Consider the following 24757-nt stretch of genomic DNA (forward strand, 5'->3'; position numbering starts at 1 on the left):
CTGACCCCGCCCCACGGCCCACGGTCTTCGGCCCCCGCCGCCCCGCCTCGCGCCGGACGCGGGGGTCTCCGATCAACGAACCTGAAACCCCATATGCGATTTACCCAACCCCTGTCCTACCGGCTGGACCTGCCGCCCCGCTATCCCGAATCGGATCCCTCGGCTCCGCTCGTGCTGGACTCCCCGCACAGCGGCACGGCCTACCCTCCCGACTTCGCCGCCGCGGCCGACTACGGAGCACTGCGCACCGCCGAGGACACCTGGGTTGACGATCTGTGGAGCGACGCCGTGGACATGGGCGCGCCGCTGCTGGCTGCGACCTTCCCGCGCGCCTATATCGACGCGAACCGCGCGCCCGACGAGATCGACGAGCTGCTGCTGGACCGCCCCTGGCCCGGCGCCGTCAACGCCTCGCCCAAGGTCCGCCTGGGCAAGGGCCTGATCTGGCGCATGCTGGACGACGGCACGCCGCTGTATGACCGCAAGCTCCCGGTCGAGGAAGTGGAACACCGCATCGAGGCCTGCTGGAAGCCCTATCACGCGGCGCTGCGCCAGTTGCTGGACGGCGCCCACCGCAAGTTCGGCAAGGTCTGGCACATCAACTGCCACTCCATGCCCAGCGTGGCCGGCGCCTACGCCACCGACCAGCCCGGTCTGGTCCACCCCGATTTCGTGCTGGGCGACCGCGACGGCAGCACCAGCGACCCGGCCTTCCGTGAATTCATCGCGGCCTGGCTGCGCGCGCGCGGCTACAACGTGACCGTCAACGACCCGTACAAGGGCGTGGAACTGGTGCGCGCCTTCGGCTGCCCGGCCGAGGGCCGCCACAGCCTGCAGATCGAGATCAACCGCAAGCTCTACATGGATGAAGTCTCGCTGCGCCCGACGGCGGGCTACGGCCGGCTGAAGGCAGACCTGCGCGAACTGACGGCGGCGCTGATCCTCTGGACGCGCGCGCAAACGGCATAACGCCCCCGCGCGGGCTCTCCCGTCGACAGCAGGACGCAGAAGCCCCGCGGCCAACGCCGCGGGGCTTCTGCATTGCGGAGGGATCGCGGCCTCCCGCCCGCCAGCCCGTCCAGGGAAACGGCGTTTGCGCGCCCCGTCGAGCCCGGCTCGGACTCGTCCCAATGAACCTTGCGGGCTTCCCCTCTGTATTCCGTGTATAACTATCCGCGAACCTTCTGAGGAGAGGCGTCGATGCACATCGGGATACCAAAAGAAACCCGAGACGGGGAAACCCGTGTCGCAGCAACACCGGAAACCGTCAAGAAGTACACGGCCGGCAAGCATACTGTCGTAGTGGAACGCGGGGCGGGCGTCGCCGCCCGATATCTGGACGAGGCCTACGAGGCCGCCGGCGCGACCCTGGGCTCGGCCCAGGATGCGCTGGGAGCCGGGCTGGTGCTGAAGGTGCGCGCGCCTTCCGCCGAGGAACTGCCCCACATGAAGCCGGGCACCGTGGTGGCCGGCATGCTGGACCCGTTCGACGCCGAAGGCCTGATGCGGCTGGCGGCCGCCGGCCTGACCGGCTTCGCGCTGGAAGCCGCGCCGCGCATCACGCGCGCGCAGAGCCTGGACGTGCTGTCGTCCCAGGCCAATCTGGCCGGCTACAAGGCCGTGCTGCTGGCGGCGCATTACTACGGCCGCCTCTTTCCCATGATGATGACCGCTGCAGGCACGCTCAAGGCCGCGCGCGCCGTCGTGCTGGGCGCGGGCGTGGCGGGCCTGCAGGCCATCGCCACCGCCAAGCGCCTGGGCGCGGTGGTCGAGGCCTCCGACGTGCGTCCCGCCGCGCGCGAGCAGGTCGAATCGCTGGGCGCGAAATTCATCGACGTGCCGTTCGAAACCGACGAGGAACGCGAGATCGCGCAGGGCGTGGGCGGCTATGCCCGCCCCATGCCCCCGTCATGGATGGCGCGGCAGGCGGCGCTGGTGTCCGAGCGCTGCAAGCAGGCCGACATCATCATCACCACCGCGCTGATCCCGGGCCGCCCGGCGCCCACGCTGGTGTCCGCCGAGACCGTGGCCGGCATGAAGCCGGGTTCGGTGCTGGTGGACCTGGCGGTCGAGCGCGGCGGCAACTGCCCGCTGACCGAGCGCGGCCAGGTCGTGGAAAAGCACGGCGTGACGCTGGTCGGGCTGAACAACCTGCCGGGCATGGTGGCGACCGACGCCTCCGCGCTGTATGCGCGCAACCTGCAGGATTTCCTGAAGCTCATCATCAATGCGGACGGCGCGCTGCAAATCCAGCGCGACGATGAAATCGTGGCGGCCTGCCTGGTGTGCGAAGGCGGCAACGTGACGCGGAGGACCTAGGCATGGAAGCGATCAACCCCACCCTGATGAATCTCATCATCTTCGTGCTGGCCATCTATGTCGGCTACCACGTGGTCTGGAACGTCACCCCCGCGCTGCATACCCCGCTGATGGCCGTGACCAACGCCATCTCCGCCATCATCATCGTCGGCGCCATGCTGGCCGCCGCGCTGACCGAGGGCGGGCTGGCGCGCGGCATGGGCGTGTTCGCCGTGGCGCTGGCCGCGGTCAACGTGTTCGGCGGCTTCCTCGTGACGCGCCGCATGCTGGAAATGTTCAAGAAGAAGGACAGGAAGCCGGGCAAGGAGGACGCGCAATGATCTCGCTGAACCTCGTCACCCTGCTCTACCTGGTCGCCTCGGTCTGCTTCATCCAGGCGCTCAAGGGCCTGTCCCACCCCACCACGTCGCGGCTGGGCAATGCCTTCGGCATGGCCGGCATGGCGATCGCCGTGCTGACCACCGCCGCCCTGATCGTGGGCCTGGCGCGCGAAGGCGCGTCCGCCATCGGCCTGGGCTGGGTGGTGCTGGGCCTGCTGGTGGGCGGCTCGATCGGCACGCTGATGGCCAAGCGCGTCGAGATGACCAAGATGCCCGAGCTGGTCGCCTTCATGCACAGCATGATCGGCCTGGCCGCGGTGGCCATCGCCGTGGCCGTCGTGGCCGAGCCGCAGGCCTTCGGCATCGCGCCGGCCGGCATGCCGCTACCGGTGGGCAACCGCTTCGAGCTGTTCATCGGCACCTTCGTCGGCGCCATCACCTTCTCGGGTTCGGTCATCGCCTTCGGCAAGCTGTCGGGCAAGTACAAGTTCCGCCTGTTCCAGGGCGCGCCGGTGGTGTTCGCCGGCCAGCACATGCTGAACCTGGCGCTGGCGCTGCTGATGCTGGCCGCCGGCGTGTGGTTCATGCTGACGCAGCAATGGACGCCGTTCATCATCATGACGCTGATCGCCTTCGTGCTGGGCGTGCTCATCATCATCCCGATCGGGGGCGCGGACATGCCGGTGGTGGTGTCCATGCTGAACAGCTACTCGGGCTGGGCGGCGGCGGGCATCGGCTTCTCGCTGAACAACCCCATGCTGATCATCGCCGGCTCGCTGGTGGGCTCGTCGGGCGCGATCCTGTCCTACATCATGTGCAAGGCCATGAACCGCTCGTTCTTCAACGTCATCCTGGGCGGCTTCGGCGCGCAGGCGGGCGGCGGCGCGCAGCAGGGCGACGGCCAGCAGCGCAGCGTGAAGTCGGGCAGCCCGGACGACGCGGCCTTCCTCATGACCAACGCCGAAAGCGTGACCATCGTGCCCGGCTACGGCCTGGCCGTGGCACGCGCCCAGCATGCGCTGAAGGAACTGGCCGAGAAGCTGACCGAGCGCGGCGTGACGGTGAAATACGCCATCCACCCGGTGGCCGGCCGCATGCCAGGCCACATGAACGTGCTGCTGGCCGAGGCCGAGGTGCCCTACGACCAGGTGTTCGAGATGGAGGACATCAACAGCGAGTTCGCCCAGACCGACGTGGTGCTGGTGCTGGGGGCGAACGACGTGGTCAACCCGGCCGCCAAGAACGATCCCAAGTCGCCGATCGCCGGCATGCCCATCCTGGAAGCCTACAAGGCGCGCACGGTGATCGTGAACAAGCGCTCGATGGCCTCGGGCTATGCCGGGCTGGACAACGAGCTGTTCTACATGGACCGCACCATGATGGTGTTCGGCGACGCCAAGAAGGTGCTCGAAGAGATGGTGAAGGCGGTCGAGTAAGCCGCCGCCCGGCCCCTGCCCGCCCGATGCCGGCCCGGGCGGGGGCCATGTTTCCCTGCGCCGGCCGACTGGCGGCTGGCGATATGTCCGCTAGCGCCGGCCGCCGGCCGGCTGGCGCAGCAGTTCGTCCACCACCTCGACCCAATGCCGCACCGGCGTGTCGGTGCCGCTTTGCAGGTGGCCGATGCAACCGATGTTGGCCGACAGGATCACGTCCGGGCCGCCGGCCGCGATGGCCGACAGCTTGCGGTCGCGCAGCTCCTGCGCGATGTCCGGATTCAGCACCGAGTACGCCCCGGCCGAGCCGCAGCACAGATGCTTGTCGGCGAACGGCTGCAATTCGAATCCCAGGTCCGCCAGCAGCTGCTCCGACAGCGGCCGCAGGCCCTGCCAGTGCTGCAGCGTGCACGGCGGATGAAAGGCCGCGCGCGGCGCTTGCGGCAAGCGCGCGCGCAGCGCTTGCGCCTGCGGCGCGACGATCTCGGCCACGTCCTTGACCAGCGCCACGATGTCCGCCGCGCGTTGCGCGTAGGCCGGATCATTGCGCAGGTGATGCGCGTATTCCTTCACCATGGCGCCGCAGCCCGAGGCGTTCATCACGATGGCCTCGACGCGCCCGTCCTGCACCAGCGGCCACCAGGCGTCGATGTTGGCGCGCATCTGCGCCAGCGCCGCGTCCTGTTCATCCAGGTGGAAGCTGACCGCGCCGCAGCAGCCCGCCCCCGGCGCGATGCGCGCACCGATGCCCAGCGCATCCAGCACGCGAATGGTGGCGGCGTCGATGGTGGGCATCATGGACGGCTGCACGCAACCGGCCAACATCAACACCTGGCGCGCGTGCCCGGCCACCTGCGGCAGGCGGCCCGGGTCGCGGCGCTCGGGCACCTTGCGGCGCAGCGCCTGCGGCAGCGCGCCGCGCACGGCCTGGCCCAGGCGCATCGCGGGACCGAACAGCGGCGACAGCATGGCCTGGCGCAGCAGCTTGCGCTTGGTGCGCTCGGCCCAGGAACGCGGCACGCGCTCGTCGACGATCTTGCGGCCGATATCGATCAGATGGCCGTACTGCACGCCCGACGGGCAGGTGGTCTCGCAGTTGCGGCAGGTCAGGCAGCGGTCCAGGTGTTGCTGCGTGGACTGCGTGGGCTCGGCGCCTTCCAGCACCTGCTTGATCAGGTAGATGCGCCCGCGCGGGCTGTCGAGTTCGTCGCCCAGGACCTGATAGGTGGGACAGGTGGCCGTGCAGAAGCCGCAGTGCACGCAGCGCCGCAGGATGGCGTCGGCCTCGTTGCCCAGATCGGTGTCTTTTGCCCAGGAAGCCAGATGGGTTTGCATGGCGTGCTACAGCTCCAGGATCAGGCGGCCGGGGTTGAACAGCCCGGCGGGATCGAGTTCTTGCTTGAGGCGGCGCGTGATCAGGCCCACCGCCGGCGCCAGCGGATGGAACACGCCGTCCTGCGGCACGGACATGCCCGCCGGCCGGAACAGCGTGGCGTGCCCGCCCAGGCTGGCTGCGCGCTCGCGCAGCGCGGCCGCCTCGTAATTGCCACAAAGCCAGCGCTGGCCGCCGCCCCATTCCAACAGCGTCGGACCGAGGTCGAGCGCGGCGGCGGTCGGCGGCAGGGCCAGCCGCCACAACGGCTTGCCGGGTTCAAAGAAGGTGTGGGTCTGCTCGCGCAGCGAGCGCCACCAGGCGTGCGCCGCATCCGGCTCCATCGCGTCGCCGCCGATCAGTTGCCGCGCGCTGGCCAGCGCGGGTGGCGCACCGGACAGGCGCACGCACAGCATGCCCTCGCCGCCATCGGCGTCGCCGCTCCAGCTGGTCGCGGACACCGGCAGCGGCTTGCCGCGCCACTGCGCGAAACAGGACAGCGCCTGCGCCTGCGTGGCGGGCTGCGCCAGCGTCACTTCCTGCATGGGCCTGGGCACGACCTTGAGCGACACCTCCAGGATGGCGCCGAAGATGCCGTGCGAACCGGCCAGCAGGCGCGACACGTCATAGCCGGCCACGTTCTTCATGACCTCGCCGCCGAAGGACAGCATGCGCCCATCGGAATCCAGCAGCCGCGCACCCAGCACGAAATCGCGCAAGGCGCCCGCGCTCATGCGGCGCGGCCCGGACAGGCCGGCGGCCACGCAGCCGCCCACCGTCGCGGCGGGCCCGAAATGCGGCGGCTCGAAGGCCAGCATCTGGCCGCGGGCGGCCAGCTCGGCCTCCAGGTCGGCCAGCGGCGTGCCGGCACGCACCGTGACGACGAGTTCGGACGGGTGATAGTTGACGATGCCGCGATACGGCGTCATGTCCAGCAGGCAATGCCCATCCTGCGGCGTGACAGGCCGGTAGTTGCCATAGAACGATTTGCTGCCGCCGCCCATGACGAACAGGGGCTTGTGGCCGGCGCGCGCCGTCATGACCTGGTCGCACAACTCCGACAGGACGAAATCCATACGGGGTACGTCCTAGAAACGGGCGAGATCGGGAAAGCTCAGCTCTCCCCCATGCACATGCATCTTGCCGTATTCGGCGCAGCGTGCCAGCGTGGGGATGACTTTTTCAGGGTTGAGCAGGCACGGCGGGTCGAACGCCCGCTTGACCGCCAGGAACGCGTCGAGTTCCTCTCGCGAGAATTGCACGCACATTTGATTTATTTTCTCCATTCCTACGCCGTGCTCTCCCGTCACGGTTCCTCCAACCTGCACGCACAGTTCGAGTATGGCGGCGCCGAATTTCTCGGCCCGTTCCACTTCGTCCGGTTTATTCGAATCGAACAGGATCAGCGGGTGCAGGTTGCCATCGCCAGCATGGAAGACGTTGGCGCAGCGCAGGCCGAAGTCGTCTTCCATCTGTTCGATGGCGCCCAGCACGCGCGCCAGATGACGGCGCGGGATGGTGCCGTCCATGCAGTAGTAATCGGGCGACACGCGCCCCGCGGCGGGGAACGCGTTCTTGCGGCCCGCCCAGAATTTCAGGCGCTCGGCCTCCGACGCGGATACCTGGCAGCGGGTGGCGCCGGCGTCGCGGAACACGGCCTCCATGCGCGCGATCTCGTGCGCCACCTCTTCGGGCGTGCCGTCGGACTCGCACAGCAGGATCGCCTGCGCGTCCATGTCGTAGCCGGCGCGCACGAAGGGTTCGACCATGTGCGTGGCGCGCCGGTCCATCATCTCCAGCCCGGCCGGGATCATGCCGGCCGCGATCACCTGCGTGACCGCGTTGCCGGCCGCCTCGACGCTGGCGAAGCTGGCCATCACGACCTGCGCGCAGGCCGGCTTGGGAATGAGCTTGACCGTCACCTCGGTGACCACGCCCAGCATGCCTTCCGAACCGATGAACACCGACAGCAGATCCAGGCCCGGCGCGTCCGGCGCCTCGGAGCCCAGCTCGACGATGTCGCCGTCGATGGTGACCACGCGCGCACGCAGCACGTTGTGCACGGTCAGGCCGTACTTCAGGCAGTGCACGCCGCCGGAATTCTCGGCCACGTTGCCGCCGATGGAACAGGCGATCTGGCTGGAGGGATCGGGCGCGTAGTACAGGCCGTAGGGGGCGGCCGCTTCGGAAATCGCCAGGTTGCGCACGCCGGGCTCGACCACGGCGGTGGCGCTGGCCAAGTCGATGCGGCGGATGCGGTTGAACTTGGACAGGCCCAGCAACACGCCCTGGCTATGCGGCATGGCGCCGCCGGACAGGCCGGTGCCGGCGCCGCGCGCCACCACCGGCGCGTTCAGGCGCTTGCAGATGCGCATCACGGCCTGCACCTGCTCCTCGGTCTCGGGCAGCGCCACGACGGCCGGCAAGGCACGATACAGCGACAGGCCGTCGCATTCGTAAGGGCGGGTATCCTCTTCGCGAAACAGCACGCAGTGCGCGGGCAACGCGGCCGACAGGGCCTCGATCAGTTGCTGCGGAGAATAAGGCGGCTGCGCTTGGGCCAGGCCGGTTTCGACCAGTGAGTTCATGGGTGAAACAATAGCGCGCCCGCTGGGCGGACGCAGGCCGGGATTTACCCGCATCGACAGCGCAACCCCGTATGAAACGACGTTCGCGCGCGTAACCGACGGTAAACGGGCGCTGGCGCAAATCCTTGCGGGCTGCGCCGCCCGGGCGAAAAAAAACGGCGGCCATCGCTGCGCCGCCGTTCTTCTTCACGCCCCCAGGGCGCGCATCCTCACCAGGAAACGATCTTCCCGGGATTGAGGATGTTGTTCGGATCGAACGCGTGCTTGAGACTGCGCATCAGTTCCAGCGCGTTGTCGCCGTGTTCCTCGGCCATGAACTGCATCTTGTGCAGGCCCACGCCATGCTCGCCGGTGCACGTGCCGTCGGCGGCGATGGCCCGGCGCACCAGGTTGTGGTTGATGGTCTCGGATTCCTGCCATTCCTTCTCGCTGTCCGCATCGAGCAGCATCAGCACGTGGAAGTTGCCGTCGCCCACGTGGCCCACGATGGTGTACGGGAAGCTGGCGCGGTCCAGTTCATCGACGGTCTCGCGCACGCAGTCGGCCAGCCGCGAGATCGGCACGCAGACGTCGGTGGTGCTGGCGCGGCAGCCGGGCCGCAGCTGCAGGCCGGCGAAGTAGGCATTGTGGCGCGCGGTCCAGAGGCGGCTGCGGTCCTCGGGGCGCTCGGCCCATTCGAAGTCCATGCCGCCGTGCTCGGCGGTGATGGCCTGCACGGTCTCGGCCTGCTCCTGCACGCCGGCCGGGCTGCCGTGGAACTCGAACACCAGCAGCGGCGTCTCGCGCAGCGTGAGCTTGCTGTGCAGGTTGACGGCGCGCACGCTGGCCGCGTCCATGAATTCCACGCGCGCCACCGGCACGCCCATCTGGATGATCTCGATCACGCTCTGGACGGCATCGTCCAGCGTGGCGAAGTTGCACACGGCGGCCGAGACGGCCTCGGGCTGCGGATACAGGCGCACCGTGACTTCGGTGATGATGCCCAGCGTGCCTTCGCTGCCTACGAAGATGCGCGTCAGGTCGTAGCCGGCCGAGGACTTGCGGGCGCGGCCGGCAGTGCGCACGATGCGACCGTCGGCGGTGACCACGGTCAGCGACATGACGTTCTCGCGCATGGTGCCGTAGCGCACGGCGTTGGTGCCGGAGGCGCGCGTGGCGGCCATGCCGCCCAGGCTGGCGTCGGCGCCCGGATCAATGGGGAAGAACAGCCCGGTGCTGCGGATCTCTTCGTTGAGCTGCTTGCGCAGCACGCCGGCCTGCACCGTGGCGGTGAGGTCTTCGGCATTGACGGCCAGCACCTTGTTCATCTGTGACAGGTCCAGGCTGATGCCGCCCTGGATCGCCAGGATGTGGCCTTCGAGCGAGGAGCCCGCGCCATAGGGAATCAGCGGCACGCGGTGCTCGTTGCACAGCTTGGCGATCTCGGCCACTTCCTCGGTGCTGTGCGCGAAGACCACGCCGTCCGGCGCCATCACGGGGTACGGCGATTCGTCGCGGCCGTGGTGCTCGCGCACGGCTGCGGATTCGGTGAAGCGATCGCCGAAGCGCGCGCGCAGGGCTTCCAGACAAGCGGCCGGCACCGAGCGGCGCAGGGTTTCGGCATGCAGGGGGGCGTTCATGGTTGGCGGATTCCCGGATTCGATGATCCGGCTATTCTACGCCGCCGCCCATGCTGCGCCGCAGCGCGCCGCGCCGTGCGCCGGCCTGCCGGCGCACGGCGCAACCCGGACTCATTTGCCGGACGTCAGCGCGACGCGGCGGCGTTCGCGCACGGCCAGTGCCAGGCGTTCCAGCACGGCCACCGACGCATCCCAATCGATGCAGCCGTCGGTGATGCTCTGGCCGTAGACCAGCGGCGTGCCCGGCACCATGTCCTGGCGACCGCCCAGCAGGTGGCTTTCGATCATCATGCCGACCAGGCGCGCGTCGCCCGCTTCCATCTGGCGCGCCACGTCTTCCGCGACCAGCGGCTGGTTCTCGGGCTTCTTGCTGCTGTTGGCGTGGCTGGCGTCGATCATGATGCGCTGGGCCAGGCCGGACTTGGCCATGTCCTGGCAGGCGGCGTCGACGCTGGCCGCGTCGTAGTTGGGCGTCTTGCCGCCGCGCAGGATGACGTGGCAGTCCTCGTTGCCGGCCGTCGACACGATGGCGGAATGGCCGCCCTTGGTGACGGACAGGAAATGGTGCGGCTGCGAGGCGGCCTTGATCGCGTCCACGGCGATCTTCACATTGCCGTCCGTGCCGTTCTTGAACCCGACCGGACACGACAGCCCCGAAGCGAGTTCGCGATGCACCTGGCTTTCGGTGGTGCGCGCGCCGATGGCGCCCCAGGACACCAGGTCGGCGATGTACTGCGGCGTGATCATGTCCAGGAATTCGCAACCGGCCGGCAGGCCCAGCGTGTTGATGTCCAGCAGCAGCTCGCGCGCCACGCGCACGCCCTTGTTGATGTCGAAGCTGCCATCCAGCTCGGGATCGTTGATCAGGCCCTTCCAGCCCACCGTGGTGCGCGGCTTCTCGAAGTACACGCGCATGACGATTTCCAGGTCGGCGCTCAGGCGGTCGCGCACGGGCTTCAGGCGCTTGGCGTACTCGATGGCGGCGCGCGTGTCGTGGATCGAGCAGGGGCCGATCACGACGATCATGCGGTCGTCCATGCCGTGCAGGATGCGGTGCATGGCCTGCCGAGCGGCGAACACGGTGTCGGACGCCTCCTTGGTGCAGGCGAATTCGCGCATGACGTGCGCCGGCGGATTCAGCTCTTTGATTTCTCGGATGCGAAGGTCATCGGTATTGTGTGACACGGTACTGCTCCTGGGTTGCCCGCCACGGGATGGTTCCCTCTGGATGCGTCCCGAGGGACGATTCCCGCGGGGGTTTTCCGGACCTGGCGGCGCAAAAAAAGCCGCCAGTTCGCTGGCGGCTTTTTCGGGGGATTCTTTCCAAACTTCAGATTGAGCGCGTCCCTTCCTCCGCCAGCGGCTTCAGAAAACCATAAAAATAAAAGTAAAAGGCGGGGGACGCGAATTTCATGGGAAACGACTCTAGCACAATTTTTTTTGACCGTCACGCGGGTTTATCGGGACGGAACCGCCAGCCATGACGACAATCAAGCGGCGCGGCAACGCGCGGCGGGACCGGGCGCGCGCCCTGCCCCGCCGGCCCGATCCGGCTCAGGCCGTGCCGCCCACCGTCAGGCCTTCCATGCGGACCGTGGGCATGCCCACGCCCACCGGCACGCTCTGGCCATCCTTGCCGCAGGTGCCGACGCCCGAGTCCAGCTTCATGTCGTTGCCGATCAGCGTGACGCGGTTCATGGCGTCCGGACCGTTGCCGATCAGGGTGGCGCCCTTGACCGGGTAGGTGATCTTGCCGTTCTCGATCATGTAGGCCTCGGAGGCCGAGAACACGAACTTGCCGTTGGTGATGTCGACCTGGCCGCCGCCGAAATTCACCGCGTACAGGCCGCGCTTGACCGAGGACACGATTTCCTCGGGCGGGGTCTCGCCCGCCAGCATGTAGGTATTGGTCATGCGCGGCATGGGCAGGTGCGCGAAGGATTCGCGGCGGCCGTTGCCGGTGGCGGCGGTCTTCATCAGGCGCGCGTTCAGCGTGTCCTGCATGTAGCCGCGCAGGATGCCGTCCTCGATCAGCACGTTGCGCTGGGTGGCGTTGCCCTCGTCGTCGATGTTGAGCGAGCCGCGACGGTCGGGGATGGTGCCGTCGTCGATCACGGTCACGCCCTTGGAGGCGACGCGCTCGCCGATGCGGCCCGAGAACACGCTGGAACCCTTGCGGTTGAAGTCGCCTTCCAGGCCATGGCCCACGGCTTCGTGCAGCAGGATGCCGGGCCAGCCGGATCCCAGCACCACGGTCATCTCGCCGGCCGGCGCCGGACGGGCTTCCAGGTTGACCAGCGCCTCGTGCACGGCGCGTTCCACGTAGCCTTGCAGCATCTCGTCGGTGAAATAGGCCAGGCCCAGGCGGCCGCCGCCGCCGGCGTGGCCCATTTCGCGGCGTCCGTTGCGCTCGGCGATGACGGTCAGGGACAGGCGCACCAGCGGGCGCACATCGGCGGCCAGGCGGCCGTCGCTGCCCGCCACCAGCACCACGTCATACTCGGCGCCCAGGCCGGCCATGACCTGGATCACATGGGGATCGCGCGCCCGCGCCATGCGTTCGATGCGTTCAAGCAGCGCGACCTTTTCGGGAGCGCTGAGGGTCGCGACCGGATCGATGTCGGCATACAGGCTGCGGCCGTGTTCGGCCTCGACCTGGGCCGCGACCTTGACCTTGCCGGCGCCGCGGCGGGCAATGCCGCGCACCGCGTGCGCCGACGACAGCAGCGCGTCGGCCGACAGCGAATCGGAATAGGCAAAGGCGGTTTTCTCGCCGCTCACGGCGCGCACGCCCACGCCCTGGCTGATGGAAAAACTGCCGGTCTTGACGATGCCCTCTTCCAGGCTCCAGCCTTCGCTGCGGGTGTATTGGAAATACAGGTCGGCATAGTCGACCTTGTGCGTGAAGATCTCGCCCAGCGCGCGCGCCATGTCCGCCTCGGTCAGCCCCCAGGGGTCGAGCAGCAGCGATTTGGCGGTGGCCAGGGAAGCAATAGCGGGGTCGGTGATTTTCATGAGTCTCTGGGTTCTTCCGGGGCGCCGGCGCGCGTCTGCGCAATGGCGCTCAAGCCTCTATCGTAACGCCGAGTCGCGCCCCGCGTCGCGCACGCGCGATGGTTGCCACGGCGACGGCGACTCAATTGCGCAAATGGACGGGAAGGCCCGCGACAGCTCCGGGTTGGCCCTGCCTTTCCCTATCCAGTTAAGCGATTCCGCGCGCTCGCGTATTTATCCGCCGCTGAAGCGGACAGCGGCGGATATTCTGCCGGCGCATGGTCCACCCAATCATCTTACATGTTTATATTTATTTACAAAGTCGTCCGACAAGCTGTCATGAACTTGTCATATACGAGAAATCGATCAGCAGCCGGACGCCGCTTTTCCTTTCGCTTTGCCCAAAGCGAAAATACCCAGATCAAATGCAGCGCGCATCCTGGAACAGCACTCGGCAAAGGCAGGCATGGCGCTGGACATACTTGATGCGGCAAAAGAAGAACGGGTGACGCCCCCACAAAACCCCATTCATATCAAGGGATTACAAAACCTGGATTGCGCAACATCTGTGCATCACATGAAACAAACAGGAGCCATTGCCACGATTCGGCCCGTCGATTGGCACGCCCTTTGAATCAAAGCAGGTCATTTTTCAATTCGTCCTAGATTTGAGAATGGTATTCCCAATACTTGTTCTAAGCCGAAACCCGCAAGGCTGAAGGCATCCGGACGCTTTTGATACAAAGTAATCAGTCTGAAAACAGGGAAATGTGTACGTAATTTGGGTATTATGCGGGGCATAACAAATAACAAGTCTTCACCGGCGAATAAAGCAGTTCCATAATCAGGAATAAATCATGGCCCGAGAAACCTACGCAGCACTGCAAGCAAAGATCGAGAAGGAAATCAACAAGCTCCAAAAGAAGGCTGAAGTCCTGCAGACGAAGCGCCGCAAGCCGGTGATTTCGTCGATCATCACGTCGATGCGCGAGTACGACATTACCCCTGAAGAAATCGCCGCCGCCTTTGGCGCTGGCGCGAAGCCCGCTCGTGGAGCCGCCCGCCGCAAGACCGGCGCCGCTGCCCGCCCCGCCAACGCCGCCAAACGCGCCGTTGCGCCCAAGTATCGTCACCCCCAGACCGGGGAGACCTGGAGCGGTCGAGGCAAGGCCCCCCGTTGGCTCGCCGCGGAAGAAGCCGCCGGCGCGGCGCGCGAGAGTTTTCTCATCAAAGAATAAGAAAACCTATTCTTTAGTATGAAATTAAAATCGGCGCACCATTTTGGTGCGCCGATTTTTTTATCTTGAGTATTTACTGGCGATGGCTGCTTACTGCACGGGGAATTGAATCTCGCGTTCAGCGCCGTTATTGCCGGGGAAATTGTCGAATATCGCGCGAACCAGATATGGCATGGTGCGCAGCAGATTGTCGCCGTCGCTCAGCACATAAGCGCTGGAACGGTAGACCTCGGCGCCGCCCCGCTGAGCGTCCCGGATCTGCAGGTTCAGGGCATTGCGCTGCACGACCATGGGCACGTCCACCCAATCGGGGCCCCAATAACCGAAACCGCCGCCCCAGGGCCGCGGACCGTAATAGCCGCCAGGGCCGTAACCATAACCGCCGTAGAAACCCGGATCATACGGACGGCGAACCATGACCTGGGTCTGCGACGTGCCATATGTGAATGACACATCGAAACGAGGCTTGGCGCCGGCTTGCGCCTCGACCAGGCCAGTGGCGCCTATGCCGGCGCGCACCATGTCCTGGAACGACTGGTATTCGAGATTATTGGTCTGCGAGGCGTCGGCCGGCACGAACTGGTACGACTGCCCCTCGACGCCGGCGGGCCATTGCTGGAATGAGGTGACCCGCGCCGCCACGGTCGGGGCCGCGCAGCCGCTCAGGAGCATGGCCCCCGACACGGCGAAAAGGCCGGCCAGGCGGCCCATGTTGAAAATCGATGTCCCGGACATTTGCAGCTCCTCTACGCACTACGGCGCCATGATACTGACATTGGACTATGGCAAGCGCCGAAAGTTTGCGCGGTCAGGCCTTGCCGAGGCAGCCCATGCCGGCCGCCGCCCCTTGGGGCATGCCCAGCCACTACAATAGGCGCTTGTTCACAAAGGACTGGGATCCCATGCGCACTGACACGCCCGTAACCGTATACCGCAAGGATTATCAGCCCTACCCCTACGATATTCCGGAAGTCTCGCTGGGCTTCGACCTGGCGCCCGAATCGACCGAAGTGCGTTGCGTGATGCAAGTGCGGCGCAAGCCCGGCGCCAGCGCCGACGCGGCCCTGGTGCTGGACGGCGAGGAGCTGGAACTCGTGTCGGTAGGCGTCGATGGCAGCCCGCTGCCCGCCGACCGCTACCATCTGTCCGAGCACAGCCTGGCGCTGTACGGCCTGCCTGAAACGGCCACGGTCGAGATCGTCAGCCGCTGCAAGCCGGCCGCCAACTCCACGCTGATGGGCCTGTACGTATCGGGCGGCAACTTCTTCACCCAGTGCGAGGCCGAGGGCTTTCGCCGCATCACCTGGTTCGCCGACCGCCCCGACGTGATGTCGCGCTACCGCGTGACGCTTCGGGCGGCCGCCGATTACCCCGTGCTGCTGTCCAACGGCAACCTGCTGGCCTCGCGCCAGCTGGCCGACGGCCGCAACGAAGTCGAATGGGAAGATCCCTTCCCCAAGCCCTGCTACCTGTTCGCGCTGGTCGCCGGCAAGCTCACGCACCGCGAAACCACCGTGCGCACCGCCAGCGGCCGCGACGTGCTGCTGCAGGTCTACAGCGATCCCGGCTCGGAAGACAAGACCGAATGGGCCCTGGATTCGCTGGTGCGCGCGCTGCGCTGGGACGAAACCCGCTTCGGGCTGGAGCTGGACCTGGACCGCTTCATGGTCGTGGCCGTGCACGACTTCAACATGGGGGCGATGGAGAACAAGGGCCTGAACATCTTCAACGCGGCCTATGTGCTGGCCGACGCCCAGACCGCCACCGACGCCAACTATGAAGGCATCGAGTCGGTCATCGGCCACGAGTATTTTCATAACTGGACCGGCAACCGCGTCACCTGCCGCGACTGGTTCCAGCTCAGCCTGAAGGAAGGCCTGACCGTCTTCCGCGACCAGGAATTCAGCGCCGACATGATGGCGCAGGGCATGGACGAGGCCGCCGCCGCCAGCGCCCGCGCGGTCAAGCGCATCGACGACGTGGTGGCGCTGCGCGCCGCCCAGTTCCCGGAAGACGCCGGCCCCATGGCCCACCCGATCCGCCCGGAAAGCTACCAGGAGATCGGCAACTTCTACACGGCCACCGTGTACGAAAAGGGCGCCGAGGTCATCCGCATGCAGCACACGCTGCTGGGCGAGGCGGGCTTTCGCGCCGGCATGGACGAGTACTTCCGCCGCCATGACGGCCAGGCCGTGACCTGCGACGACTTCGTCGCCGCCATGGAGTCGGTCTACGTGCGCCAGCATCCCGGCCGCGACCTGTCGGTGTTCCGCCGCTGGTACCGCCAGGCCGGCACGCCGCGCGTGACGGTCAAGCTCGAGCACGACGCCGCCGCGCAGCGCTGCACGATCACGCTGAGCCAGGAATGCGCGCCCGTCGGCGTCGAAAGAAAGGCCGGCGCGGACTACGCCAAGGCGCCGTACCACATCCCCTTCGCCATCGGCCTGCTCGACGCCCAGGGCCGCGCCCTGCCGCTCAAGCACGACGGCAAGATGTCGGATACCGCGCTGCTGGAGCTGACCACGCAAAGCCAGCAATGGACCTTCGACGGCATCACCGAGGCGCCCGTGCCATCGCTGCTGCGCGACTTCTCCGCGCCGGTGATCGTCGAGTACGACTGGACCGATGCCGAGCTGGCCCTGCTCTCGGCTCACGACGCCAACCCCTTCGCGCGCTGGGAAGCCGGCCAGGAACTGGCCACGCGCCAGATCCTGGCGCTGGCCGAGGCGCGCCAGGCCGGCCGCACGCTGCATGCCGACCCCGCCTTCATCGACGCCTGGCGCGCGCTGCTGACCGATCCCGCGATCGACGCCGCGTTCCGCGCCCGCGCGCTGGCCCTGCCCTCGGAAAAGACGCTGGCCGAACGCATGGCCGCCGTCGATCCTCCGGCGCTGTCGGTGGCCCGGGACTTCCTGCGCGCCGAACTGGGCCGCCAGCTGGCCGCCGAATTCCGCGCCGCCTTCGACGCCAACCAGACGCCGGGCGAATACAGCCCCGCGCCCGAGCCCGCCGGCAAGCGCGCGCTGAAGAACCTGGCGCTGGCGCACCTGATGGCCGCCGGCGAACAGGACGCCCAGCGCCTGGCCGAGCAACAGTACGCGTCGGCCGACAACATGACCGACAGCATGGCCGCGCTGTCCGCGCTGATCAACTACGGCCAGGGCGACTATCCGCAGCAGGCGCTGGCCGCCTTCTACGACAAGTGGCAGGACAACCCGCTGGTGATCGACAAGTGGTTCGCGCTGCAGGCCACAGCCCGCTCGACCACGGTGCAGAGCGCGCGCGAGCTGATGGCGCATCCCGCCTTCACCCTGCGCAACCCGAACCGCGCCCGCGCGCTGATCTTCCAGTTCTGCCTGAACAACGCCCGCGGCATGCATCACCCGGACGGCTCGGGCTACGCGTTCTGGGCCGATCAGGTGCTGGCGCTGGACGCGCTCAATCCGGAGATCGCCGCCCGCCTGGCGCGCGCGCTGGACAACTGGTCGCGCTATGTGCCGGCGCTGCGCGCGCCCATGAAGGAAGCATTGCAACGCGTGCGCGCGCAGGACGGCCTGTCGCGCAACGTACAGGAAATCGTATCCAAAGCCTTGGAATTCGCAGCATAGGGAGACCCTCTTGAAACGCAAAACCCTTACCCAATACCTGGTGGAGCAACAGCGCTCCGCCCAGGCCCTCGCGCCCGAGGTGCGCCTGCTCATCGAAGTGGTGGCGCGCGCCTGCAAGGCCATCAGCCACGCGGTCAGCAAGGGCGCGCTCGGCGGCGTGCTGGGCAGCCTGGACAGCGAGAACGTCCAGGGCGAAGTGCAGAAGAAGCTGGACGTGCTGTCCAACGAGATCCTGCTCGAAGCCAATGAATGGGGCGGCCACCTCGCGGCCATGGCCTCGGAAGAGATGGAAACCATCCATCCGATCCCGAACCGCTACCCCAAGGGCGAATACCTGCTGCTGTTCGATCCGCTGGACGGCTCGTCGAACATCGACGTGAACGTGTCGATCGGCACCATCTTCTCGGTGCTGCGCGCCCCGCATCACGTGGCCGGCGCCCCGGTGACCGAAGCCGACTTCCTGCAACCCGGCAAGCAGCAGGTCGCGGCCGGCTATGCCGTCTACGGCCCGCAGACCATGCTGGTGCTGACCATCGGCAATGGCGTGGTCGGCTTCACGCTGGACCGCGAGATGGGTTCCTGGGTCCTGACGCACGAGGACATCTGCGTGCCCGAGGACACCAAGGAATTCGCGATCAACATGTCGAACATGCGTCACTGGGCTCCCCCGGTCAAGCGCTACATCGACGACTGTCTGGCCGGCAAGACCGGTCCGCTGGGCAAGGACTACAACATGCGCTGGATCGCCTCGATGGTGGCCGACGTGCATCGCATCCTGACCCGCGGCGGCATCTTCATGTATCCCTGGGACGCGCGCGAGCCCGGCAAGGCCGGCAAGCTGCGCCTGATGTACGAGGCCAACCCGATGAGCTTCCTCATCGAGCAGGCCGGCGGCGCATCGATCAACGGCACGCAGCGCATCCTCGACATCAAGCCCGACCAGCTGCACCAGCGCGTGAGCGTGATCCTGGGCTCGAAGAACGAAGTCGAGCGCGTCGGCCGCTACCACGCCGAGGACGCGGCCCAGGCTTGATGCCTGGTGACCGTCTCCGCGCGGCGCCCCAAGGCATTGCGGGAGCGCCGCGCTGAAATGACAAAGCCCCGGCCTGGCCGGGGCTTTGTCATTGGGGCTGCGTCATCGAGACGGGCCCGTCAAGGCCGGGCCATCGAGGCGCGAACGGCGTCCATGCCTACTTCACTTCCTCGATCGACTTCACGTCGTCCTTGTTGATCTGCACCTTGCGGCCGTCCTTCTCATACTCGTAGGTGCCCGTCTTCTTGTCGTATTCGGGCTTGTCGGACGTCACGGTCGAGCTGCCGTCTCGCTGGTTGATCACCGAAGGCGAGGAGCAGCCGGCCAACACCGCGAATCCGGTCATCGCCAGAGCCAGGGCCATGTTCTTGATCTTCATGAGCGTGTTCTCCGAGAATGGCTAGAACATTCACTCTAACGTCCCGAACGCGCTCCGCCGGTGACGGGATGTGGCGAAAATGCATACGAACGTAATACCCGTTCGACGCCCCGGGACTACCGCGTTTCCTTGCTTTTCCCCAGGGGAAACGCCAGAAAAAACCCCTCGCGGGACGCGCCCGGGAGGGGTTTTCAAGGACTTACATGCCGCAAGCAGCCATTACGGGGCCGGCGGCATGCGGCATCACATCTTGGCGTGGGCCTCGAGATAGCGCCGCACGGCGGCCGCGTCGCAGTCCATGACCTCGACGCGCTGCGGCAGCGATTCCAGGTCCGCCAGATTGCCCGGCGGCGGGGCCGGACGGCCCAGCGCTTCCTCGATGGTCTCGGAGAACTTGGCCGGCAAGGCGGTTTCCAGCACCAGCATCGGCACGCCCGGCTCGACGAACTCGCGCGCGACCTTGACGCCGTCGGCGGTGTGCGGATCGACCAGCACGCCGGACTCGTCGTACACCGAGCGAATGGTGGCCAGGCGGTCGGCGTGGGTGCTGGCGCCCGACACGAAGCCGTAGCGCGATTCGAACTCGGACTTGAGCGCCGACAGGTCGAACGAGCCGTCGCGCGCCAGGCCGGCCCACAGCGCCTGCACGCGGGCCGGGTCGCGGCCCACCAGATCGAACACGAAGCGCTCGAAGTTGGACGCGCGCGAGATGTCCATGGACGGGCTGGACGTGGCGTAGGTCTGCTCGGCCGGACGCGGGCGGTAGACGCCGGTGCGGAAGAACTCTTCCAGCACGTTGTTCTCGTTCGTGGCCAGCACCAGGCGGCGCACCGGCAGCCCCATGCTGCGGGCGATGTGGCCCGACAGGATGTTGCCGAAGTTGCCCGAGGGAACGGCGAACGAGACCTGGTCGCCGGCCTTGGACGTGGCGCGCAGCCAGCCGTGGAAGTAGTACACCACCTGGGCGGCGATGCGCGCCCAGTTGATGGAGTTCACGGCGCCCAGGCGGTAGCGGGTCTTGAAGTCCAGGTCGCCGGCCAGGGCCTTGACGATGTCCTGGGCCTGGTCGAACACGCCACGCACGGCGATGTTGTGGATGTTCTCGTCCTGCAGCGAATACATCTGCGCGCGCTGGAAGGCGCTCATGCGGCCATGCGGCGACAGCATGAACACCGACACGCCGCGCTTGCCGCGCAGCGCGTACTCGGCCGCCGAACCGGTGTCGCCGGAGGTGGCGCCCAGGATGTTCAGCGTGGCGCCGCGCTTGCCCAGCACGTATTCGAAGACCTGGCCCAGGAACTGCATGGCCATGTCCTTGAACGCCAGCGTCGGGCCTTCCGACAGGCCCAGCAGCGACAGGCCGCCGGCCAGCGGGCGCAGCGGCACGATGTCCTCGCTGCTGAACACCTGCGTGTTGTAGGCCGCGCGCGTCAGGCGGCGCAGGTCCTCGGCGGGGATGTCGGTGGCGAACAGCGACAGCACCTCGAACGCCAGGTCGGCGTACGACAGGCCGCGCCAGGACTCCAGCGTCTGCGCCGACACCTGCGGCAGTTGCTCGGGCACGGCCAGCCCGCCGTCCGGCGCCAGGCCTTCGAGCAGGATGTCCGAGAATTCCAGCGCGGCCATGCCGCCACGTGTAGAGATATATTTCATGTCAGGTGCTCCACGCGCAGGCGCGTCACCTTGGAGCGGACGAACGGCAACGACTCGATACGCTCGATGGCCTGGTTGACGTTGCCTTCCAGCGCCTCGTGCGTCAGGAAGATGATGTCGGCGCCGCCGATGCTGGACGGCTGCTGGATCATCGAACCGATCGAGATCGAGCGGTCGGCCAGCAGGCGCGCGATGTCGGCCAGCACGCCCGGCTGGTCGTCCACGCGCAGGCGCAGGTAGTACGAGGTGCTGACCTGCTCGATCGGCAGGATCGGCGTGTCGGACATGGCGTCGGGTTGGAAGGCCAGGTGCGGCACGCGGTTGCCCGGGTCGGCCGTATGCAGGCGGGTCACGTCGACCAGGTCGGCCACCACGGCCGAGGCGGTGGGCTCCTCGCCCGCGCCCTGGCCGTAGTACAGCGTCGGACCCACGGCGTCGCCCTTGACCAGCACGGCGTTCATCGCGCCCTCGACATTGGCCAGCAGGCGCTCGGCCGGCACCAGCGCGGGATGCACGCGCAGCTCGATGCCCTCGGCGCGGCGCTTGGTGATGCCCAGCAGCTTGATGCGGTAGCCCAGGCGCTCGGCCAGCTCGATGTCCTCGGCGGCCAGCTGCGAGATGCCTTCGATGTAGGCGCGGTCGAACTGCACCGGCACGCCGAAGGCCAGCGAGGCCAGCAGGGTCAGCTTGTGCGCCGCGTCCACGCCCTCGACGTCGAAGGTCGGGTCGGCTTCGGCGTAGCCCAGGCGCTGCGCCTCGGCCAGCACGTCGGCGAAAGGCAGGCCGCGCGTGCGCATCTCGGACAGGATGAAGTTGGTGGTGCCGTTGATGATGCCGGCGACCCACTGGATGCGGTTGGCGGTCAGGCCTTCGCGGATGGCCTTGATGATGGGGATGCCGCCAGCCACGGCGGCCTCGAAGGCCACCATCACGCCGCGCTCGTGCGCGGCGGCGAAGATCTCGTTGCCATGCTTGGCCAGCAGCGCCTTGTTGGCGGTGACCACGTGCTTGCCATTGGCGATGGCCTCGAGCACCAGCTCGCGGGCCAGCGTGTCGCCGCCGATCAGCTCGACCACGATGTCGATGGCCGGGTCGCGCACCAGCGCGTGCACATCGGTATCCACCGGCAGCGTATCGCCCACGCGCGAGCGCGCCTTGGCCACGTCGCGCACGGCGGCGCGGGTCACTTCAATGCGACGGCCGGCGCGGCGCGCGATTTCCTCGGCGTTGCGCGACAGCACCGTCCAGGTGCCGCCACCGACCACGCCCAGGCCCAGCAGGCCGACTCTCATGGGATTCATCGCGGCGCCTTCGGCGGGCGGGCGTTGAGGGGAATTCATTGTATTTCTCCAATATGCTGCGTCATGGCCACCGTCACCGGCGTCGCTGCGCTGGGCCGCGCGGAGCCGGCTTTGCCGGTCCGCTGCGGCGCCCCCTGGGGGGAAGCGCGCAGCGCTTCGGGGGGAGCCTCTACTTCAGCAGTCCGTCTTTACGGAACATGTCCTTGATGCCGCGCACCGCCTGGCGGGTGCGCTGCTCGTTTTCGATAAGAGCGAAGCGCACGTATTCGTCGCCGTACTCGCCGAAGCCGATCCCGGGGGAAACGGCCACCTTCGCATCCGACAGGACACGCTTGGAGAATTCCAAAGAGCCCATCGCCCTGTAGGGTTCGGGGATCTGCGCCCAGATGTACATGGACGCCTTGGGAATCTCCACATTCCAACCTGCTTCATGCAGACCGCGCACGAGCACGTCGCGGCGGCTTTGGTATTGGGCCACGATCTCGTTGACGCAGTCCTGCGGGCCGTCCAGCGCGGCGATGGACGCCACCTGGATCGGCGTGAACGTGCCGTAGTCGTGATAGCTCTTGATGCGCGCCAGCGCGCCGACCAGCTCGCGGTTGCCGACCATGTAGCCGATGCGCCAGCCCGCCATGTTGTAGCTCTTGCTCATCGTGAAGAACTCGACGGCGACATCGCGCGCGCCGGGCACCTGCATGATGGACGGCGCCACGTAGCCGTCGAAGGTGATGTCGGCGTAGGCCAGGTCATGCACGACCAGGATGTCGTGTTCCTTGGCCAGCGCCACCACGCGTTCGAAGAACGACAAGTCCACGCACTGCGCGGTGGGGTTGCTGGGAAAGCCCAGCACCATCATCTTGGGCTTGGGAATGGACTCGCGCACGGCGCGCTCCAGTTCCTCGAAGAAATCCACGCCCGGCGTCATGCGCACCGAACGGATGTTGGCACCGGCGATGACCGCGCCGTAGATGTGGATGGGGTAGCTGGGATTGGGCACCAGCACGGTGTCGCCGCGGTCCAGCGTGGCCAGCATCAAGTGGGCCAGGCCTTCCTTGGAGCCGATGGTGACGATGGCCTCGGAATCCGGATCCAGCTCGACCGCGTAGCGGCGCTGGTACCAGTCACAGATGGCCTTGCGCAGGCGCGGGATGCCCTTGGATACCGAGTAGCCGTGCGTGGTCGGGCGGGTGGACGCTTCCACCAGCTTGTCGACGATGTGCTTGGGAGTCGCGCCGTCCGGATTGCCCATGGACATGTCGATGATGTCTTCGCCGCGCCGCCGGGCCGCCATCTTGAGCTCGCCGGTAATGTTGAAAACGTACGGGGGCAGGCGCTCAATGCGGGAGAACTTCCTCATGATGGGAATCCTTAGGGGGCGAGGGGGCGAAAAAATCCAGGGCGCGGATGCGCTTGGGTGAAAACGGGACCGCAGGCCGCGCGCGGACACGATTGCAGCGCAGCAAAACCCTGTAATCTAGCGCAAGCGCGCCCAGGCGGCAAATGGCGCAAAAACGGGGCCTGCTCCCCCGTTTTTCCCAGGGAACCGCCGGCCCCGACCGACCCATCCCGATCCGGTCCGGCGACCGTGGATACCCTGCAACATGCAGTCATTCCGATGCGCTATCATCGGGTACACCAAGCCGGAGTTTTTATTGAAGCTGCATACCGATCCTGCGACGGCCGCCCTGAATACCGTCACCGCTTACGGTGATGGCTACATCGAGGTCAACCAGGTACGTTTTTCCTCCTCGGTCGCTTTCGGACCCGAAGGCGAAGTCACCACCTGGCCCGTGCAGTCGCCGGCCGACATCACCTCAGCCCTGCTGCACCAGGCCGCCGGAATGGTCGAGCCCGTGCGCGACCCGCTGGCCTTCCTGGACGAACCCGAAGCCGCCCCCGGCCGCCCGGCCAACGCGCCCGAGGTGCTGCTGGTGGGCACGGGCGCGCGCCAGCGTTTCCTGCGTCCCGAGGTCTTGCGTCCCCTGTTGGCCATCGGCGTCGGCGTGGAAGTGATGGACACCCACGCGGCCTCGCGCACCTACAACATCCTGATGGCGGAGGGCCGGCGCGTGGTCGTCGCCCTCATCCCCCCGAACGGAGATTCCCCCGAATGACGCCGAGCATAGGCAAACCCGCCCCGCTGTTCACGGCCGAGAGCACCATCGGCCCGATCAGCCTGGAGCAATGCCAGGGCCGCGCCGTGGTCCTGTATTTCTACCCCAAGGACAACACTCCTGGCTGCACCACCGAGAGCCAGGATTTCCGCGACCTGCACGCCGAGTTCCTGTCGGCCAGCGCGGTCGTGGTCGGCATCTCGCGCGACTCGCTGAAGTCGCATGAGAATTTCAAGGCCAAGTACGAGCTTCCTTTCCCGTTGATCTCCGACGCCGACGAAACCGTCTGCAACCTGTACGGCGTCATCAAGCAGAAGAACATGTACGGCAAGCAGGTGCGCGGCATCGAGCGCAGCACCTTTCTGATCGACGCCTATGGCGTGCTGGTGCAGGAGTGGCGCGGGGTGAAGGTCCCGGGCCACGCCAAGGAAGTCCTGCAAGCCGCCAAAAGCATCGGTTAGCCGTGCGAGCAAGACCCGTCAGGCGCCATAGCCAGCCGGCCCACACTGGAGAGTGACTCATATGCCGCTTCCGAAGTTGCCTACCCGCCCCGCAGCTATCCTGACCTTCCCCTCGGGCGAGAACGCCCGGGCGCAGGCCCGCAGCCCCAAGACCGCCGCTGCGCGGTCCAACACGCAAGCCGCCCTTGCCGAGGACGACGACGACCTGCTGGTCCAGCCCGAGCTGGACGGCATGGCCGCCCCGGCCGCCCGCGGCAAGTCCCAGATTCCCGCGCCCGCCCAATAGACCTTGCGCCGCCCCAGCGCCACGATGCCGACGCGCTCG

General features: G+C 67.1%; 21 protein-coding genes and 1 pseudogene. 11 read left to right on the forward strand and 11 right to left on the reverse strand.

What is annotated here, in order from left to right:
- Nucleotides 1–93 precede the first annotated feature (93 nt).
- The 4 genes from KDH83_RS17265 (at nt 94) to KDH83_RS17280 (ending at nt 4075) form a co-directional block, all read left to right on the forward strand.
- The gene (locus KDH83_RS17265; RefSeq protein ID WP_212318085.1) at nt 94–969 is read left to right on the forward strand and encodes an N-formylglutamate amidohydrolase; all 876 of its coding nucleotides are present in this window, start codon (nt 94–96) and stop codon (nt 967–969) included.
- Between the two features lie 231 nt (nt 970–1200).
- A complete protein-coding gene (locus tag KDH83_RS17270; RefSeq protein ID WP_212318088.1) occupies nt 1201–2319 on the forward strand; it encodes a Re/Si-specific NAD(P)(+) transhydrogenase subunit alpha in 1119 nt (372 codons plus the stop codon).
- A 2-nt stretch (nt 2320–2321) separates the two neighbouring features.
- Nucleotides 2322–2639 carry an NAD(P) transhydrogenase subunit alpha gene (locus KDH83_RS17275; RefSeq protein ID WP_103273502.1) on the forward strand — a complete coding sequence of 106 codons (318 nt, stop codon included), beginning with the start codon at nt 2322–2324 and terminating at the stop codon, nt 2637–2639.
- Nucleotides 2636–4075: an NAD(P)(+) transhydrogenase (Re/Si-specific) subunit beta gene (locus KDH83_RS17280; protein WP_212318090.1), complete on the forward strand. Its 1440-nt coding sequence runs from the start codon at nt 2636–2638 to the stop codon at nt 4073–4075. The genes KDH83_RS17275 and KDH83_RS17280 overlap by 4 nt, the downstream gene beginning before the upstream one ends.
- Nucleotides 4076–4165: 90 nt before the next feature.
- Here the strand turns inward: KDH83_RS17280 and glcF are convergent, their stop codons facing one another.
- From glcF to tldD, 6 genes are all read right to left on the reverse strand, one after another.
- Entirely contained in the window at nt 4166–5407 is a 1242-nt protein-coding gene (glcF, locus tag KDH83_RS17285; protein WP_212318092.1) for a glycolate oxidase subunit GlcF, read from the reverse strand.
- Between the two features lie 6 nt (nt 5408–5413).
- On the reverse strand, nt 5414–6520 hold the full coding sequence (gene glcE / locus KDH83_RS17290) for a glycolate oxidase subunit GlcE (protein ID WP_212318094.1): 1107 nt from the start codon (nt 6518–6520) through the stop codon (nt 5414–5416).
- Between the two features lie 12 nt (nt 6521–6532).
- Entirely contained in the window at nt 6533–8032 is a 1500-nt protein-coding gene (locus KDH83_RS17295) for an FAD-linked oxidase C-terminal domain-containing protein (protein WP_212318096.1), read from the reverse strand.
- A 209-nt stretch (nt 8033–8241) separates the two neighbouring features.
- A complete protein-coding gene (locus KDH83_RS17300) occupies nt 8242–9651 on the reverse strand; it encodes an FAD-linked oxidase C-terminal domain-containing protein (protein ID WP_212318098.1) in 1410 nt (469 codons plus the stop codon).
- Nucleotides 9652–9762: 111 nt separating this feature from the next.
- Nucleotides 9763–10836: a 3-deoxy-7-phosphoheptulonate synthase AroG gene (gene aroG, locus KDH83_RS17305; protein ID WP_103273496.1), complete on the reverse strand. Its 1074-nt coding sequence runs from the start codon at nt 10834–10836 to the stop codon at nt 9763–9765.
- A 369-nt stretch (nt 10837–11205) separates the two neighbouring features.
- The gene (tldD, locus tag KDH83_RS17310; RefSeq protein ID WP_103273495.1) at nt 11206–12666 is read right to left on the reverse strand and encodes a metalloprotease TldD; all 1461 of its coding nucleotides are present in this window, start codon (nt 12664–12666) and stop codon (nt 11206–11208) included.
- A 445-nt stretch (nt 12667–13111) separates the two neighbouring features.
- Between tldD and KDH83_RS17315 the strand changes: the two genes are divergently transcribed.
- Nucleotides 13112–13279 carry a hypothetical protein gene (locus KDH83_RS17315; protein WP_212318100.1) on the forward strand — a complete coding sequence of 56 codons (168 nt, stop codon included), beginning with the start codon at nt 13112–13114 and terminating at the stop codon, nt 13277–13279.
- 223 nt (nt 13280–13502) lie between these two features.
- A complete protein-coding gene (locus KDH83_RS17320) occupies nt 13503–13883 on the forward strand; it encodes an H-NS histone family protein (RefSeq protein WP_212318102.1) in 381 nt (126 codons plus the stop codon).
- 90 nt (nt 13884–13973) lie between these two features.
- Here KDH83_RS17320 and KDH83_RS17325 read toward each other — a convergent pair whose 3' ends face one another.
- Nucleotides 13974–14618 (reverse strand): DUF4136 domain-containing protein, encoded by a 645-nt coding sequence (locus KDH83_RS17325; RefSeq protein ID WP_212318105.1) that lies wholly within the window; start codon nt 14616–14618, stop codon nt 13974–13976.
- A 167-nt stretch (nt 14619–14785) separates the two neighbouring features.
- Here KDH83_RS17325 and pepN point away from each other — a divergent pair, with 167 nt between their 5' ends.
- Together pepN and KDH83_RS17335 are read left to right on the forward strand one after the other, a co-directional pair.
- Nucleotides 14786–17491: an aminopeptidase N gene (pepN, locus tag KDH83_RS17330; protein WP_212318107.1), complete on the forward strand. Its 2706-nt coding sequence runs from the start codon at nt 14786–14788 to the stop codon at nt 17489–17491.
- A gap of 10 nt (nt 17492–17501) precedes the next feature.
- Complete coding sequence (locus tag KDH83_RS17335) at nt 17502–18524, forward strand: class 1 fructose-bisphosphatase (protein WP_212318109.1); 1023 nt, start codon at nt 17502–17504, stop codon at nt 18522–18524.
- A 157-nt stretch (nt 18525–18681) separates the two neighbouring features.
- Here the strand turns inward: KDH83_RS17335 and KDH83_RS17340 are convergent, their stop codons facing one another.
- The 4 genes from KDH83_RS17340 to alaC form a co-directional block, all read right to left on the reverse strand.
- On the reverse strand, nt 18682–18903 hold the full coding sequence (locus KDH83_RS17340) for a YgdI/YgdR family lipoprotein (protein ID WP_212318111.1): 222 nt from the start codon (nt 18901–18903) through the stop codon (nt 18682–18684).
- A gap of 243 nt (nt 18904–19146) precedes the next feature.
- Nucleotides 19147–20556: a threonine synthase gene (gene thrC, locus KDH83_RS17345; RefSeq protein ID WP_212318113.1), complete on the reverse strand. Its 1410-nt coding sequence runs from the start codon at nt 20554–20556 to the stop codon at nt 19147–19149.
- Entirely contained in the window at nt 20553–21857 is a 1305-nt protein-coding gene (locus KDH83_RS17350; protein WP_212318117.1) for a homoserine dehydrogenase, read from the reverse strand. Before KDH83_RS17350 ends, thrC begins: the two co-directional genes overlap by 4 nt.
- 169 nt (nt 21858–22026) lie before the next feature.
- Complete coding sequence (gene alaC, locus KDH83_RS17355) at nt 22027–23214, reverse strand: alanine transaminase (RefSeq protein ID WP_212318115.1); 1188 nt, start codon at nt 23212–23214, stop codon at nt 22027–22029.
- A gap of 295 nt (nt 23215–23509) precedes the next feature.
- On the opposite strand from alaC, the gene KDH83_RS17360 reads away from it, so the two are divergent.
- From KDH83_RS17360 to KDH83_RS17370, 3 genes and pseudogenes are all read left to right on the forward strand, one after another.
- Nucleotides 23510–23971 (forward strand): Mth938-like domain-containing protein, encoded by a 462-nt coding sequence (locus KDH83_RS17360; protein WP_103273486.1) that lies wholly within the window; start codon nt 23510–23512, stop codon nt 23969–23971.
- Nucleotides 23968–24432, forward strand: coding sequence for a peroxiredoxin (locus KDH83_RS17365; protein ID WP_103273485.1), 465 nt, complete (start codon nt 23968–23970; stop codon nt 24430–24432). Before KDH83_RS17360 ends, KDH83_RS17365 begins: the two co-directional genes overlap by 4 nt.
- Nucleotides 24433–24493: 61 nt before the next feature.
- Nucleotides 24494–24757, forward strand: a pseudogene (locus KDH83_RS17370) (PhoH family protein); the annotation flags it as partial.

This window comes from Achromobacter sp. Marseille-Q0513 (assembly GCF_018195695.1).
Classification (GTDB): Bacteria; Pseudomonadota; Gammaproteobacteria; order Burkholderiales; family Burkholderiaceae_B; genus Achromobacter.